The organism is Citrobacter sp. TBCS-14 (assembly GCF_005280805.1).
GTDB classification, from domain to species: domain Bacteria; phylum Pseudomonadota; class Gammaproteobacteria; order Enterobacterales; family Enterobacteriaceae; genus Citrobacter; species Citrobacter gillenii.
In genome coordinates, this window is the sequence record NZ_SZWM01000185.1 from 72,393 (window position 1) to 87,126 (window position 14,734).

Sequence of the window (14,734 nt, forward strand, 5' to 3'; positions counted from 1 at the left end):
ACGATTATCCCTGCTTATAAAAAAACAAAGCCCGGTTCCCCGGGCCTTGAAGACGCAGAACCTATCAGCTGTAAGCGTTAAGCGTCCGCTGACAAAGCGCCGAGCGAACGCAATCATCTTTATTGAAACAAACGATTCCAATCATGTCATCTTCTTCGAAGCGGGCCAGCGCATCGTTTAGCCCGGATCGAACATGCGCCGGTAAATCGCACTGGGTAATATCCCCGTTCACAATTACCGTCACATTCTCCCCGAGGCGCGTCAAAAACATCTTCATCTGCGCAGCAGTGACATTCTGAGCCTCGTCGAGAATGACAACGGCATTTTCAAATGTCCGTCCGCGCATATACGCGAACGGCGCGATTTCTACCTTCCCAATCTCAGGTCGCAGGCAATATTGCATAAAGGAGGCACCCAGACGTTTTACCAGCACGTCATACACCGGGCGAAAATAGGGAGCAAACTTCTCGGAAACATCTCCAGGTAAGAAGCCGAGATCTTCATCAGCTTGCAGAACTGGACGGGTGACAATGATCCGGTCCACATCTTTGTGGATCAGAGCCTCTGCTGCTTTTGCCGCGCTGATCCAGGTTTTACCACACCCGGCTTCACCGGTAGCGAAGATCAGCTGTTTACTCTCAATAGCATTCAGGTAGTGCGCCTGAGCCTCATTTCGCGCCGTGATAGGTGTGGCATCGCGACTGTCACGCGCCATACCAATCGCTTCTACGCCGCCCATCTGCACAAGCGAGGTGACCGATTCATCTTCACGTTGTTTATGGCTACGCGAATCCCGTCTCAGCACACGTTTTGCTTCACGACGAGCTTTGATCACTGCTTTTTGTCTTCCCATGGATAGCACCTTGAGTTGTAGGTATACATCACACGCGCCATCTTCGGCACGATTATGCGCACGAACATCTGAGGGTTGGCTTCCTTGTAAGCCATTGCTTGCCTACGAATAAGACACCACACACGGCTACGCGCACCGTATAAGGCGTCAGTAACAAGGATAAGATGTGGAAGAGAGAGGAATTTAGCGGTGACGAGATGGCTACCGGAAGAGAAACGTCCGCGTAAGGTGGTGATAATGTAAGAAACCTGTCCAATACAGGACGTTACCATTCGCGATCTCCATAGTGAATGACTATCACTGCCGGGAACTACCGCTGTTACATATAAGTACAACAGAATTTATTCTCAATGCAACAATATTTTTACTTATTGTTAACTAAATTCCATCTTATCGTTGGCAACAGTCTCTTACAGAGAGATGACAGAATTATTTCACTGCAGCACGTATCACGAAAATTAATTATTTCGTTCATCGCTGTATCAGGTCAACATGTGAGGAATTGCCCCGCACAGGCGCGGGGCACGGGTATCAGGCTTGTAGCAGAGATTGTCCGAGGTAGTGGTCCGGTTTTTTTACGCCCGGTAAAGCAAAGAAGTAACCGCCGCCAATCGGCTTAACGTACTCCTCCAACGCTTCACCATTCAGGCGTTTCTGTACGGCCAAAAAACCTTTCTGCAGATCGTGTTGATAGCATACGAACAGCAGCCCCATATCCAGCTGTCCAGATTGCGTCACACCGAGCGAATAGCTGTAGCCACGACGCATCATCAGGCTGGATTCGGTCTCTTTGGTCCGCGGGTTCGCCAGCCGGATATGGCTGTCGAGCGCAATCACCTCACCTTCAGGATCATTGGCATAGTCCGGTACATCATGCTCATGCTGCATTCCCAGCGGAGCGCCGGTCTGTTTATCGCGACCAAAAATGGTTTGCTGCTCTTTAAGCGGCGTGCGATCCCAGAACTCCACGCGAAACTGAATAAGTCTCACCGCCTGATAGCTGCCCCCTACCGCCCATGCAGGCTCGCCTTGATCGGCCGTGACCCACACCACGTTTTGCATCAGCTTTTCATCAGTACCATCCGGGTTCGCGGTCCCGTCTTTAAAACCGAGTAAATTTACCGGGGTTTCTTTGCCTTTACTGCGTGCAGCATGATCGGAGATAAATCCCTCTCGCTTCCAGCGCACGCTGAGCAAATCCGGCGTGTGCTTGATGATATCGCGCAACGCGTGAATAACGGTGTCCTGCGTGTTGGCGCAAATTTGTAACAGCAGATCCCCGTGGCACAGCGCCGCATCCAGCGAATCATTCGGGAAGCGCGTCATTTTTTGCAGCGTTTTTGGCATTTGTGCTTTCAGGCCATAGCGCTCATCAAACAGTGAATGGCCGACCGACAGCGTCATCGTCAGGTTGTCCGGGGCAATGTAAGCCCCCAGTATGCCGGAGTCCATTGGCGGCAAGCGCGGATTCGGCGTTTCTGGAGCCGGGCCGCCGGTGGTCAGGAACGCAAAGCGATGGGTCAATAAACGGAACAGACGTTCAAGATCTGCTTTGTCGCTGGCGAGGACATCAAATGCCACCAGCATCATCGAGGCCTGCTGCGGCGTCAGGATCCCCGCCTGATGCGGTCCATAAAAGGGCTGTACATCATCGCGCGCATTGGGTGACAGAGTGCCCGGCGCACTGTGCGGTTTTTGCGCATGCGCAACCGGACAGCCGCCCGCCAGTGCCAGCGCGCCGCCCAATGCTCCCATGCCCTTTAACAGACGTCGGCGTGAGGGTTCACTCACGCCGTTTTCATTATCTTGTTGCATGATGCTTAATCCAGACCCAGTACGCCGCGTAATTGCGACAAATCTTCTGCCAGCGTCGTAATCGGTCCTTTCAGCGCGTTGCGGTCAGCATCGGTCAGTTTGTCGTAAGTTTCAAACCCGTCTTTGGTGCGATACTTGCTCAGAATGCTATCGACTTTTTTGAAGTTCGCATCCACTTTTGCCAGCAGTTCAGCATTGGATTTTTGCAGTTGAGGACGCAGGAGATCGACAATTTTCTGCGCGCCATCGACGTTGGCCTGGAAATCCCACAGGTCGGTGTGGCTGTAGCGATCTTCTTCGCCGCTAATTTTACTGGCGGCCACTTCTTCAATCAGACCCGCCGCTCCGCCAACCACTTTAGACGGTGGGAAGGCCAGTTCACTGATGCGCGTTTGCAGGTCGATAACATCGGTGTTCAACTGGTCGGCGTATTTATCCATCCCCTTGGTGGTATTGTCGCCAAACAGCGCTTTTTCCAGACGGTGGAAGCCGGTGAATTTAGGATCGGCGGCCTTTTGCTCGTAATCATCTTCACGTGCATCGATGCTGCCATCGAGGTCAGAGAACAGCTCAGCAATCGGTTCAATACGTTCATAATGCTGGCGCGTCGGCGCATACAGGGATTTAGCCTTCTCGATATCCCCGGCTTTAATGGCATCTGTAAATGCTTTGGTCCCCGCCACCAGCTGTGCGGTTTCTGCGGTTACATAGGCTTTGTATTCGGTAATTGCACCGCTCAGGCTCAGCAGGGCGTCACTCTGTGCCGCATCTGCCGTTGCGCTGCCCTTGACGATCAGCTTCCCTTTCGGGTTCGTCAGCAGGCCGCAGGTCATATCATATTCGCCAGGTTGCAGGTTGGCGGTCATTTTCTGGCTAAAGCCCGGCGCAATATTTTCACGCTCTTCCACCACCATCACGCCTTTGAGGATTTCCCACTCCAGCGCTTTCTGACTGTGGTTCTGAATAATGAACTGGGTTTTTCCGGCATTAACCGTGATTGTCATCGGTTCACACTGTTTGTCGTTAACCGTGACATTGACCTTGGGAATATCTGCGGCGTGTGAGGCAAAAGCAGAAGTAAACAGCGCAGCCATACCCAGCTGCAGCGCACTACGGCGAAAGTTAATCGTCATGACCTATCCCTATAAATAAGTATGTTGTAACTAAATGATATTCTGCGTCGCGTTGTTATCAGGGTGCAGTACGAGACGCCGTAGAGCCTGAACGAGGCGGTAATGCAAACATAATCAGTGCCGGGATCAGGTAGATAAACCAGACGGCAACCTCACTGACACTTGGCGCTTCCTGGTAACCAAAAATCCCTTCCATCAGCGTGCCAAACAGCGAGTGCGTCGACAGCACGCTGCTCAGATCAAATGCCACATCCTGGAAATGATTCCATAACCCGGCTTCGTGGAACGCGCGAATGGCTCCGGCGGCAAGACCTGCGGCCACCAGCAAAATGAACAAGCTGGTCCATTTGAAGAAGGCCCCGAGATTCAGTCTGATCCCGCCGAGATATATCAGGTAGCCCAGAACGACGGACGTTGCCAGTCCCAGCATCGCTCCAACCGGTGGCCAGATACCCACATCCTGCTGAAAGGCCGCCAGCAGAAAGAAAACCGACTCCAGGCCTTCACGAGCGACGGCAAAAAAGACCATCATCACCAGCGCCCATCCGTGATGATTGCCACGCTGTAACGCGTTATCGACCGCCTGCTCCAGTTGAACTTTGACGTTGCGCGAAACTTTACGCATCCAGAAGACCATCCAGGTGAGGATCACCACGGCAATCACTGCCACGATCCCTTCAAACAGCTCCTGCTCTTTTTGCGGAAATTCACCGGTAGTTTCATTGATGAAAATCCCCAGCGCCAGGCATAGCGCCGCCGCCAGTAGAACACCAATCCACATTACGCCAATCCAGCGACCGCGCTGAGTCCGTTTCAGGTAACTGGCTATCAGGCTGACAATCAGCGCGGCCTCTAGGCCTTCGCGCAACATAATCAGAAATGGAACAAACATGCGAAGTACCCTTAAACGTTATTCTCAGTCAACTCGTGAAAAGAAAAGTAAATTACAGTGATAGTGATTATCATTACAGAAAAGAAAAACTCAAGAAGAATGTTTTGAGAATGATGACTTAATGTAAACAGTTAGTCTGATAAGGGTTACTTTGATTTTGCGAAGCGGCATAAAAAGCTCGCACGCGGCGCTATATTATTCAGTTAACGACACGTTTTCAGAAGGTATCAACATGTGCTGCCGGAGGTAATGAAGATGCTATCTCAGAGAAAGGTTCCGTTCACTTCATGTTCATCGTTTTTCTATGCCTTGAAGGCCAGTGAACGTGTCAAGGGTGCTATCGCCGCACCCTTGACAATCCCGGCTCCCGGCACGGAAAATTGTTGCTTCGCAATCCCCTCCGCTTATTCCTCCAGGCGACCGGGCCGGGCGCGAGGTAGCGTCCCTGCAAAACGCGCCCCGAACCCGCATCCCTGCGGGTTCTCCCGGCCTTGCGGAAACACGTCGGCAATTTTCAGCCGGACCAGCCCACACCTGACCACCTGCGCTTTTACTTGAATATCTCTGAACAGCAAAATGGATATAGCTGAAAGCCAGAGCGCTGAAGCGACACCCTGGTCCGGCTGAAAATTGATGAGGTGTTGACGGCTGACCGGGTCTGCCCGCAGGGATGCGGGCAGAGGGGACGGCCTGCTGGGACGCAGGCTCGGCCCCGACCCGACAGGCAGACGGAATAAGACGAATGAATCGCGCAGCGACGATTTTCCCGCCGGGAGCCTGGGTTGCAAGGGAGGCGGCGGTGAGCCTCCCTTGCACGTTCACGGGTATCTGCGCTTCAGAGAAATGACACTGCTGAGGTGAACGGAAACCTGAGCAAGAATCACATGTTCACCCTACATGCTTAACTGAACGGCATTGCCCGCACGCGGCGGGCTGTAGAAGCAATAAGTAGATTACTCAACCTGTAAACGTGACGGCGGTGCAGAATGATAATGCGCATCAGCTTCAGCAAAGCGTTTTTGCATTGCGGCTGAAGGTGCTTTACCCAGCAAGCTGAACACCACGATACCAATACTGCCGAACACAAAGCCCGGGATGATTTCATACAGGCCCAGCCAGGCGAACTGTTTCCAGACGATAACCGTAACCGCACCAATGATCATCCCCGCCAGCGCACCGTTACGGGTCATACGCGACCACAGTACGGAGAACAGCACCACCGGTCCGAATGCCGCACCAAAGCCAGCCCAGGCGTAGCTCACCAGACCGAGAACGCGGTTTTCCGGGTTAGCTGCCAGAGCAATAGAGATCAGCGCGACTACCAGTACCATGACGCGGCCAATCCACACCAGTTCTTTCTGGCTGGCATTTTTACGCAGGAACGCTTTGTACAAATCTTCCGTAATGGCACTGGAACACACCAGCAGCTGGCAGCTCAGCGTCGACATCACCGCCGCAAGGATAGCCGACAGCAGAATACCGGCAATCCACGGGTTGAACAGGATTTGCGCCAGTTCAATAAACACCCGCTCGGCGTTCTGGTTCACCGCACCGGCCAGTGCCGGATTGTTATTGAAGTAGGCGATACCGAAGAAACCAACGGCCACCGCGCCCGCCAGACACAGGATCATCCATGCCATGCTGATGCGACGTGCATGCACGATGCTATGGTGAGAATCTGCCGCCATAAAGCGCGCCAGGATGTGCGGCTGACCGAAGTAACCCAGCCCCCAGCCCATCAGGGAAATAATGGCGACAAAGTTCAGGCCTTTGAGCATGTCCACGTTCTCAATGCTCTTTTGTTTGATCACTTCCAGCGAGTCTTCAAAGCCGCCGACGCCAATAATCACCATCACCGGCGTCAGGATCAGAGCAAAAATCATCAGGCTGGCCTGCACGGTATCGGTCCAGCTGACGGCCAGGAAACCACCAATAAAGGTATAGATAATCGTCGCTGCCGCACCCGCCCACAGCGCTGTTTCATAACTCATGCCGAAGGTGCTTTCGAACAGACGCGCCCCTGCAACAATCCCTGAAGCACAATAGATGGTGAAAAACAGCAGAATAACCAGCGCGGAAATAATACGCAGCACGCGGCTTTTATCTTCAAAACGACCGGTAAAGTAATCCGGTAGCGTCAGAGCATTATTATTGAACTCGGTGTGTACGCGTAAACGTCCAGCCACCAGCTTCCAGTTGATCCATGCGCCTAATGTCAGGCCGATGGCGATCCAGCTTTCTGAAATCCCCGACAAGAAAATCGCCCCCGGCAGCCCCATCAGCAACCAGCCGCTCATGTCGGATGCCCCGGCGGAAAGCGCGGTGACAAACGGCCCCAGGCTGCGTCCACCCAGAATGTAATCATCAAAGTTTTTGGTTGAACGCCATGCAATAAACCCAATCAACAACATGCCAAAAATATAGACACAGAATGTCACTAACATCGGTGTGCTAATAGCCATCAAAACTCTCCAAAATTATGTATCGACAATGCCGTGGCTTGCCGTTTTATTACCCTGCCGGAACGTGGCAAAGATATCTATGTTGACCTGGGCGACCGTATCCTGCCGGAAGCAAGGATCATTCACAATCGATTTAACACACCATTTACATCAATTTTGATCTCGAGTAGATAGCATTTTTCTGGAGGTTGCACTCTCTCACACTTTTCGCGGTTGCACCTTTAAAAAGTGTTAACTGCCGCAGAGAAAAAGCGCTCGTATTTTTTACAGACACCCCAACAAATACCACATTTATTAACATTTCATTCATTTTCAAGCTTGCAAACCAAGTCACATTTAACACGGTTGCACAAAGTTGCAACATAGTGGATATTTCTCAGTAACTATCAGTCCCGTATTTCAGCACAACAGGAGTAAACGGCATGGGAACCACCACGATGGGGGTTAAGCTGGACGACGCCACACGCGAGCGTATTAAAACAGCCGCAACACGAATCGATCGCACGCCGCATTGGCTGATCAAACAAGCCATCTTTAATTATCTCGAAAGACTGGAAAATGACGATGCCCTGCCTGAGCTGCCTGCCCTACTGGCGGGTGCAGCCAATGAAGGTGATGACGCCTCGGCATACCAGAATGAAACTCACCAGCCTTTCCTCGAGTTTGCCGAGCAGATCCTGCCGCAGTCTGTTTCCCGGGCGGCGATCACCGCCGCGTATCGTCGTGCAGAAACCGACGCCGTACCGATGCTGATGGAACAGGCGCGTCTGCCGCAACCGATCGCTGAACAGGCTCATAAGCTGGCATATCAGTTAGCCGACAAACTGCGTAACCAGAAAACCGCCAGCGGTCGCGCCGGCATGGTACAGGGACTCTTGCAAGAGTTCTCGCTATCCTCTCAGGAAGGTGTTGCGCTGATGTGCCTGGCGGAAGCGCTGCTGCGTATTCCCGACAAAGCCACGCGCGATGCGCTGATCCGCGACAAGATCAGCAACGGTAACTGGCAGTCGCACATTGGACGCAGCCCGTCGTTATTCGTCAACGCGGCAACCTGGGGACTGCTGTTTACCGGACGCCTGGTCTCCACACATAACGAAGCCAGCCTCTCGCGCTCGCTGAACCGCATCATCGGTAAGAGCGGCGAGCCGCTGGTCCGCAAAGGCGTCGATATGGCGATGCGCTTGATGGGGGAGCAGTTCGTCACCGGGGAAACCATCGCCGAAGCACTGGCTAACGCACGGAAGCTGGAAGACAAAGGTTTCCGCTACTCCTACGACATGTTGGGAGAAGCAGCACTGACCGCCGCTGACGCGCAGGCCTATATGGTGTCTTACCAGCAGGCTATCCACGCGATTGGTAAAGCGTCTAATGGACGCGGCATTTATGAAGGGCCGGGGATTTCGATCAAGCTGTCGGCGCTGCACCCACGCTACAGCCGTGCGCAGTACGATCGCGTAATGGACGAGCTTTATCCACGCCTGAAGTCGCTCACCCTGCTGGCGCGTCAGTACGACATTGGCATCAATATTGACGCCGAAGAAGCAGACCGCCTGGAAATCTCCCTCGATCTGCTGGAAAAACTGTGCTTCGAACCTGAGCTGGCGGGTTGGAACGGGATTGGTTTTGTCATCCAGGCCTACCAGAAACGCTGTCCGTACGTGATTGATTATCTGATTGATCTGGCCACGCGCAGCCGCCGTCGCCTGATGATCCGCCTGGTAAAAGGCGCATACTGGGACAGCGAAATTAAACGCGCCCAGATGGACGGTCTGGAAGGGTATCCAGTGTATACCCGTAAGGTCTACACCGACGTTTCCTATCTGGCCTGCGCCAAAAAACTGCTTGCCGTGCCGAATCTGATCTACCCGCAATTTGCCACCCATAACGCCCATACGCTGGCGGCCATTTATCAGTTAGCGGGTCAGAACTATTATCCCGGACAGTACGAGTTCCAGTGCCTGCACGGCATGGGTGAACCCCTGTACGAGCAGGTTACCGGCAAAGTTGCCGATGGCAAACTGAACCGCCCATGCCGTATTTACGCACCGGTAGGGACCCATGAAACGCTGCTGGCGTACCTGGTGCGTCGGCTGCTGGAAAACGGCGCGAATACCTCATTCGTTAACCGTATTGCCGACACCACTCTGCCGCTGGATGAACTGGTCGCCGACCCGGTCGAAGCCGTAGAAAAACTGGCGCAGCAGGAAGGCCTGGCGGGTCTACCGCATCCGAAGATTGCGCTGCCACGCGACCTGTACGGCAAGGGACGCGAAAACTCAGGCGGACTGGATCTGGCGAACGAACATCGCCTGGCCTCGCTGTCCTCTGCCCTGCTCAACAGCGCACTGCAAAAATGGCACGCGAAACCGATGCTGGAGCATCCGGTGACTGACGGACAAATGACGCCGGTAATTAACCCAGCGGAGCCGAAAGATATTGTGGGCTACGTGCGTGAAGCCTCCCCGAATGAAGTGGAGCAAGCGTTACAAAGCGCGGTAAATAATGCGCCGATCTGGTTCGCAACGCCGCCGCAGGAGCGCGCCGCTATTCTGCATCGCGCCGCCGTTCTGATGGAAGGCCAGATGCAGCAACTGATTGGCATTCTGGTTCGCGAAGCAGGTAAAACCTTTAGCAACGCCATTGCCGAAGTGCGTGAAGCGGTCGACTTCCTGCATTATTACGCCGGGCAAGTCCGCGATGATTTTGATAACGAAACCCATCGTCCGCTCGGCCCGGTGGTCTGTATCAGCCCGTGGAACTTCCCGCTGGCCATCTTCAGCGGGCAAATTGCCGCCGCGCTGGCTGCAGGCAATAGCGTGCTGGCAAAACCGGCAGAACAGACACCGCTGATTGCCGCCCAGGGGATCGCCATTTTACTGGAAGCTGGCGTGCCGCCAGGCGTGGTACAACTGTTGCCCGGCCAGGGTGAAACCGTCGGGGCACAGCTGACGTCCGATGAGCGCGTACGCGGCGTGATGTTCACCGGTTCAACGGAAGTCGCCACGCTGTTACAACGTAATATTGCTCGCCGTCTTGACGCGCAAGGCCGTCCGATCCCGCTGATCGCCGAAACCGGTGGAATGAACGCGATGATCGTCGACTCCTCGGCGCTGACGGAGCAAGTGGTCGTTGATGTGCTGGCCTCCGCCTTTGACAGCGCCGGACAGCGCTGCTCGGCACTGCGCGTCCTGTGCCTGCAGGATGACATCGCCGAGCACACACTGAAAATGCTGCGCGGCGCGATGGCCGAATGCCGGATGGGCAATCCGGGCCGCCTGACCACTGACATTGGGCCGGTTATTGACGATGAGGCCAAAACCAATATTGAGCGCCACATTCAGGCCATGCGCGCCAAGGGACGTCCGGTATTCCAGGCTGCACGTGAAAACAGCGAGGATGCGCGGGAATGGCAAACCGGTACCTTTATTGCGCCGACGCTGATTGAGCTGGAGAGCTTCGACGAACTGCAAAAAGAGGTGTTTGGTCCGGTGCTGCACGTCGTACGCTACACCCGCAGCAATCTGGGCAATCTGATTGAGCAAATCAATGCTTCCGGCTACGGCCTGACGCTGGGTGTGCATACCCGTATTGATGAAACCATCGCTCAGGTCACCGGCTCCGCACACGTGGGTAACCTGTACGTCAACCGTAATATGGTTGGCGCGGTGGTCGGCGTGCAGCCCTTCGGCGGCGAAGGCTTGTCAGGCACCGGTCCGAAAGCCGGCGGTCCGCTGTATCTGTACCGTCTGCTGGCTAACCGTCCGGAAAATGCGCTAAGCATCACCCTGGCGCGCCAGGATGCCGATTACCCTGTCGATGCACAGCTCAAGGCGGCGCTGATCCAGCCGCTGGATGCCCTCACCGAATGGGCAGCCGATCGCCCGGCGTTGCAGACCCTGTGCCAACAGTTTGCTGAACTGGCGCAGGCCGGAACTCAGCGTTTGTTGCCTGGCCCTACCGGCGAGCGCAACACCTGGACGCTGTTACCTCGCGATCGCGTTCTGTGTATTGCCGATAACGAACAGGACGCACTGGTTCAGGTCGCCGCCGTGGCTTCCGTGGGCAGTCTCATCCTGTGGCCGGATGATGCTTTCCACCGCGATCTGGCAAAACGTCTGCCTGCCGCTCTTTCCGGGCGCATCCAGTTTGCCAAAGCGGATAATCTGACCGTACAACCGTTCGATGCCGTTATCTTCCACGGTGATTCCGATCAACTGCGCGCGTTATGCGAGGCGGTTGCCGCACGGGATGGCGCAATTGTCTCGGTACAAGGCTTTGCCCGTGGTGAGAGCAATATCCTGCTGGAGCGGCTGTATATTGAACGCTCATTGAGCGTCAACACCGCTGCTGCTGGCGGTAACGCCAGCCTGATGACAATCGGCTAAGGGTATGGTTAATTAAGGCTCCGGTAACGGCAATACCATTCAGTTAAGCATGTAGGGTGAACATGTGATTCTTGCTCAGGGTTCCGTTCACCTCAGCGGTATCATTTCTCTGAAGCTCAGGTACCCGTGAACGTGCAAGGGAGGCTCACCGCCGCCTCCCTTGCAACCCAGGCTCCCGGCGGGAAAATCGTCGCTACGCGAGTTATTCGTCTTATTCCGTCTGACTGTCGGGTCGGGGCCGAGCCTGCATCCATGCAGGCCGTCCCCTCTGCCCGCATCCCTGCGGGCAGACCCGGTCAGCCGTCAACGGCTCATCGATTTTCAGCCGGACCAGGGTGTCGCTTCAGCGCTCTGGCTTTCAGCTATATCCGTTTTGCTGTTCAGAGATATTCAAGTAAAAGCACAGGTGGACAGGTGTGGGCTGGTCCGGCTGAAAATTGCCGACGTGTTTCCGTAAGACCGGGAGAGCCAGCATGGATGCTGGCTCAGGGCGCGTTTTGCAGGGACGCTACCTCGCGCCCGGCCCGATAGCCTGGAGGAATAAGCGGAGGGAACCACGAAGTGGCAATTTTCCTGCCGGGAGCCGGGATTGTAAAGGGCGTGGCGGAAAACGCCCTTTACACGTTCACAGGAATCGGTGCCTCAGAAAAACGATGAACATGAGGTGAACGGAACCTCTCTCTGAGATAGCATGTTCATCACCTCCCCAACACTGGTTGATGCTTTCTGAAACTGAGTCGTTGAATGAACAGTATTACCGGTAACGGGGCCTTTTTTATGGAGTCAGAGAGAAGCATGAAACGAATTGTACTGACATGTGCGGCACTGCTGCTCAGCAGCCCGGCGCTGGCAGAAGACTGCACCAACGCGAACACCCAAACTGAGATGAACACCTGCGCTGCTGAGCAGTTTAAAACGGCGGATGCAAAGCTCAATGATACCTATCAGAATGCGCTTAAGCGTGCAGCGCCCACTCAACGTGAATTACTGAAAAAGGCGCAAGTCGCGTGGATAACTCTGCGCGATGCTGACTGCGCGTTAATCAGCTCAGGTACGGAAGGCGGCAGCGTGCAATCGATGATCGCGAGCCAGTGTCTGACCGATAAAACCCACGAGCGCGAAGCGTTTCTCGCCTCGCTGCTGCAGTGTGAAGAAGGTGATTTAAGCTGCCCGTTACCGCCCGCCGGTTAACGCACGCGGATCCCTTCGATAATCATCCGCTGGACGTTCTCAACCGTTTGGTTAAAAAAGGCTTCATCGCGTAGTGTCGCACCCGTCACTGCTTCCACCTGTGGAGCAAAGTCGGCGTAGTGCTGGGTTGAAGCCCAAATCATAAAAATCAGATGATGCGGATCGACCGGAGCCAGTTTTCCGCTACTGACCCACCCGGCAATCAGCGCGGATTTCTCATCAATCAGCGTTTTGAGATCTCCCGTCAACTCGGTCATCAGCAGCGGCGCACCTGCCAGCATCTCCATACAAAACAGCCGTGATGCCTGCGGGTAATCGCGGGAAACTTCCAGTTTGAGGCGGATATATTCTTTGATCGCCACCAGCGGCGCAAAGTCTTCACGAAAGGCCTTCAGCGGCGCCAACCAGATGTCGAGGATCTGGCGTAACACGGCAATATAGAGCACTTCTTTTGACGGGTAATAATAGAGCAGATTGGTTTTTGACACGCCCGCCTGCTCAGCCACCTGTTCAAGACGCGTTCCGTGGATCCCAAACTGGGAGAAGATATTTAGCGCCGCAGTTAAAATGGCCTGGCGTTTCGCGTTGACCGCCTGCGAGCGTTTACCTGTTTTTTTCTCTACGCCTTGAGCCATCCGCCCTCCCCTTGTTCTGAGGGCGTCAGCATAACAAATCATACGGTGAATGGATAAATTAAAGCGGCCACGGGAAGTAGTTACCGTGCATCCTTCAAACAAAAAAACCGCCGGACAATCCGGCGGCGGTGGCTTTGCGACGTCTGTCGTTGAACGCTCAGACGTCACGATATAGTTAACAGACAGCCTGGCAATTACGTTTTGTTATTGCCGTGGCTATTTTTGCCCCCTTTTTTGCCTGCCTCTGAAGCGCGTTGCGGGTCATTCTTGAAATTACCCCCGCTGTGCTGGCCACCTTTTCGACCTGCTTCTGATGCTCTTTCGCGGTCTTCCGCAAAGTTGCCGGAACCGCCTCGATGGTTTGCCATTACTGACCTCCGTCATTGATTAGACATCATATTGCATAGGTACTGAGGAGTGATACCTCACGCAAGCTGTGGGCAATGCCCTATGTTCGCTGCGTGGGATTAAGCATAGTGAAGACTGGCCTGACAACCGGCTAACGGTAATATTCTGCAACAGGTTTGCCGGTATTTGGCGAATAATCACCGCCGGAAATCAATAACCCTTTCTTATGACTAGCAAATCCAACCTGCTCAAAAATGTATCATTTTGCGACAAAATAGAACTGCCATTAAAATTGTTATAAATCAAAGAAATGATGGTGAAATTTGCACTCCTGGCAGTACGTCATATCTTTAAAGAGAGGTAGCGATTCGCTACACAGACGGTTAACTCGAGGAGTAGTGTAAAATGGCAAAAGTTCTGGTGCTTTATTATTCCATGTACGGACACATTGAAACGATGGCCCATGCAGTCGCAGAAGGTGCAAATAAGGTCGATGGCGCGGAAGTCATTATTAAGCGTGTGCCAGAAACGATGCAGCCTGAGATCTTCCTGAAGGCGGGCGGTAAAACACAAAATGCCCCTGTCGCGACCCCGCAAGAACTGGCTGATTACGACGCCATTATTTTCGGCACCCCTACCCGCTTTGGCAATATGTCCGGTCAGATGCGTACCTTCCTGGATCAGACCGGTGGCCTGTGGGCTTCTGGCGGCCTGTACGGCAAACTCGCCAGCGTATTTAGCTCAACAGGAACCGGCGGCGGTCAGGAACAAACCATTACCTCAACCTGGACAACGCTTGCCCACCACGGGATGGTCATCGTTCCTATTGGATACGCCGCGCAAGAGCTGTTTGACGTCTCGCAAGTTCGCGGCGGGACACCGTACGGCGCGACCACCATTGCCGGGGCCGACGGCTCTCGCCAGCCAAGTCAGGAAGAGTTGTCTATCGCCCGCTATCAGGGTGAATATGTCGCCGGTCTGGCAGTAAAACTCAACGGCTAATCTGCAACAGGAGGATTC

The 14,734-nt window shown here is 54.2% G+C and carries 11 protein-coding genes; 3 read left to right on the forward strand and 8 right to left on the reverse strand.

Annotated features, from left to right (window positions below; genetic code table 11):
• Positions 1-64: 64 nt before the first annotated feature.
• The 6 genes from phoH to putP all read right to left on the reverse strand — a co-directional run bounded on the left by phoH (position 65) and on the right by putP (position 7,155).
• On the reverse strand, positions 65-853 hold the full coding sequence (gene phoH, locus FDX22_RS09055) for a phosphate starvation-inducible protein PhoH (RefSeq protein ID WP_186805289.1): 789 nt from the start codon (positions 851-853) through the stop codon (positions 65-67).
• Positions 832-1,125 (reverse strand): hypothetical protein, encoded by a 294-nt coding sequence (locus FDX22_RS30005; RefSeq protein ID WP_170973033.1) that lies wholly within the window; start codon positions 1,123-1,125, stop codon positions 832-834. Before FDX22_RS30005 ends, phoH begins: the two co-directional genes overlap by 22 nt.
• Before the next feature lie 259 nt (positions 1,126-1,384).
• Positions 1,385-2,668: an iron uptake transporter deferrochelatase/peroxidase subunit gene (efeB, locus tag FDX22_RS09060; RefSeq protein WP_146717074.1), complete on the reverse strand. Its 1,284-nt coding sequence runs from the start codon at positions 2,666-2,668 to the stop codon at positions 1,385-1,387.
• A gap of 5 nt (positions 2,669-2,673) precedes the next feature.
• Positions 2,674-3,801 (reverse strand): iron uptake system protein EfeO, encoded by a 1,128-nt coding sequence (gene efeO, locus FDX22_RS09065; protein ID WP_115258893.1) that lies wholly within the window; start codon positions 3,799-3,801, stop codon positions 2,674-2,676.
• A 58-nt stretch (positions 3,802-3,859) separates the two neighbouring features.
• Positions 3,860-4,693 (reverse strand): iron uptake transporter permease EfeU, encoded by an 834-nt coding sequence (gene efeU / locus FDX22_RS09070; RefSeq protein WP_146717075.1) that lies wholly within the window; start codon positions 4,691-4,693, stop codon positions 3,860-3,862.
• A 953-nt stretch (positions 4,694-5,646) separates the two neighbouring features.
• A complete protein-coding gene (gene putP / locus FDX22_RS09090; RefSeq protein WP_096757603.1) occupies positions 5,647-7,155 on the reverse strand; it encodes a sodium/proline symporter PutP in 1,509 nt (502 codons plus the stop codon).
• Positions 7,156-7,577: 422 nt separating this feature from the next.
• Between putP and putA the strand changes: the two genes are divergently transcribed.
• Together putA and FDX22_RS09110 are read left to right on the forward strand one after the other, a co-directional pair.
• On the forward strand, positions 7,578-11,540 hold the full coding sequence (putA, locus tag FDX22_RS09095) for a trifunctional transcriptional regulator/proline dehydrogenase/L-glutamate gamma-semialdehyde dehydrogenase (RefSeq protein ID WP_135912267.1): 3,963 nt from the start codon (positions 7,578-7,580) through the stop codon (positions 11,538-11,540).
• A 795-nt stretch (positions 11,541-12,335) separates the two neighbouring features.
• Complete coding sequence (locus FDX22_RS09110; RefSeq protein WP_115259968.1) at positions 12,336-12,731, forward strand: lysozyme inhibitor LprI family protein; 396 nt, start codon at positions 12,336-12,338, stop codon at positions 12,729-12,731.
• On the opposite strand, the gene rutR is transcribed toward FDX22_RS09110, so the two are convergent.
• Positions 12,728-13,366: an HTH-type transcriptional regulator RutR gene (gene rutR / locus FDX22_RS09115; protein ID WP_096757607.1), complete on the reverse strand. Its 639-nt coding sequence runs from the start codon at positions 13,364-13,366 to the stop codon at positions 12,728-12,730. The genes FDX22_RS09110 and rutR overlap by 4 nt on opposite strands.
• Before the next feature lie 194 nt (positions 13,367-13,560).
• The gene (locus FDX22_RS09120) at positions 13,561-13,734 is read right to left on the reverse strand and encodes a general stress protein (RefSeq protein ID WP_096757608.1); all 174 of its coding nucleotides are present in this window, start codon (positions 13,732-13,734) and stop codon (positions 13,561-13,563) included.
• 385 nt (positions 13,735-14,119) lie between these two features.
• Here FDX22_RS09120 and wrbA point away from each other — a divergent pair, with 385 nt between their 5' ends.
• Entirely contained in the window at positions 14,120-14,716 is a 597-nt protein-coding gene (gene wrbA / locus FDX22_RS09125; RefSeq protein ID WP_096757609.1) for an NAD(P)H:quinone oxidoreductase, read from the forward strand.
• The last annotated feature ends 18 nt before the right edge of the window (positions 14,717-14,734 follow it).

Excerpts from the sequence above, each read along its gene's own strand:
- FDX22_RS09120 (WP_096757608.1), bottom strand. The coding sequence starts at position 13,734 with ATGGCAAACCATCGAGGCGGTTCCGGCAACTTTGCGGAAGACCGCGAA.
- putP (WP_096757603.1), bottom strand. The coding sequence starts at position 7,155 with ATGGCTATTAGCACACCGATGTTAGTGACATTCTGTGTCTATATTTTT.
- wrbA (WP_096757609.1), top strand. The coding sequence starts at position 14,120 with ATGGCAAAAGTTCTGGTGCTTTATTATTCCATGTACGGACACATTGAA.
- putA (WP_135912267.1), top strand. The coding sequence starts at position 7,578 with ATGGGAACCACCACGATGGGGGTTAAGCTGGACGACGCCACACGCGAG.
- efeO (WP_115258893.1), bottom strand. The coding sequence starts at position 3,801 with ATGACGATTAACTTTCGCCGTAGTGCGCTGCAGCTGGGTATGGCTGCG.
- efeB (WP_146717074.1), bottom strand. The coding sequence starts at position 2,668 with ATGCAACAAGATAATGAAAACGGCGTGAGTGAACCCTCACGCCGACGT.
- efeU (WP_146717075.1), bottom strand. The coding sequence starts at position 4,693 with ATGTTTGTTCCATTTCTGATTATGTTGCGCGAAGGCCTAGAGGCCGCG.
- rutR (WP_096757607.1), bottom strand. The coding sequence starts at position 13,366 with ATGGCTCAAGGCGTAGAGAAAAAAACAGGTAAACGCTCGCAGGCGGTC.
- FDX22_RS30005 (WP_170973033.1), bottom strand. The coding sequence starts at position 1,125 with ATGGTAACGTCCTGTATTGGACAGGTTTCTTACATTATCACCACCTTA.
- FDX22_RS09110 (WP_115259968.1), top strand. The coding sequence starts at position 12,336 with ATGAAACGAATTGTACTGACATGTGCGGCACTGCTGCTCAGCAGCCCG.
- phoH (WP_186805289.1), bottom strand. The coding sequence starts at position 853 with ATGGGAAGACAAAAAGCAGTGATCAAAGCTCGTCGTGAAGCAAAACGT.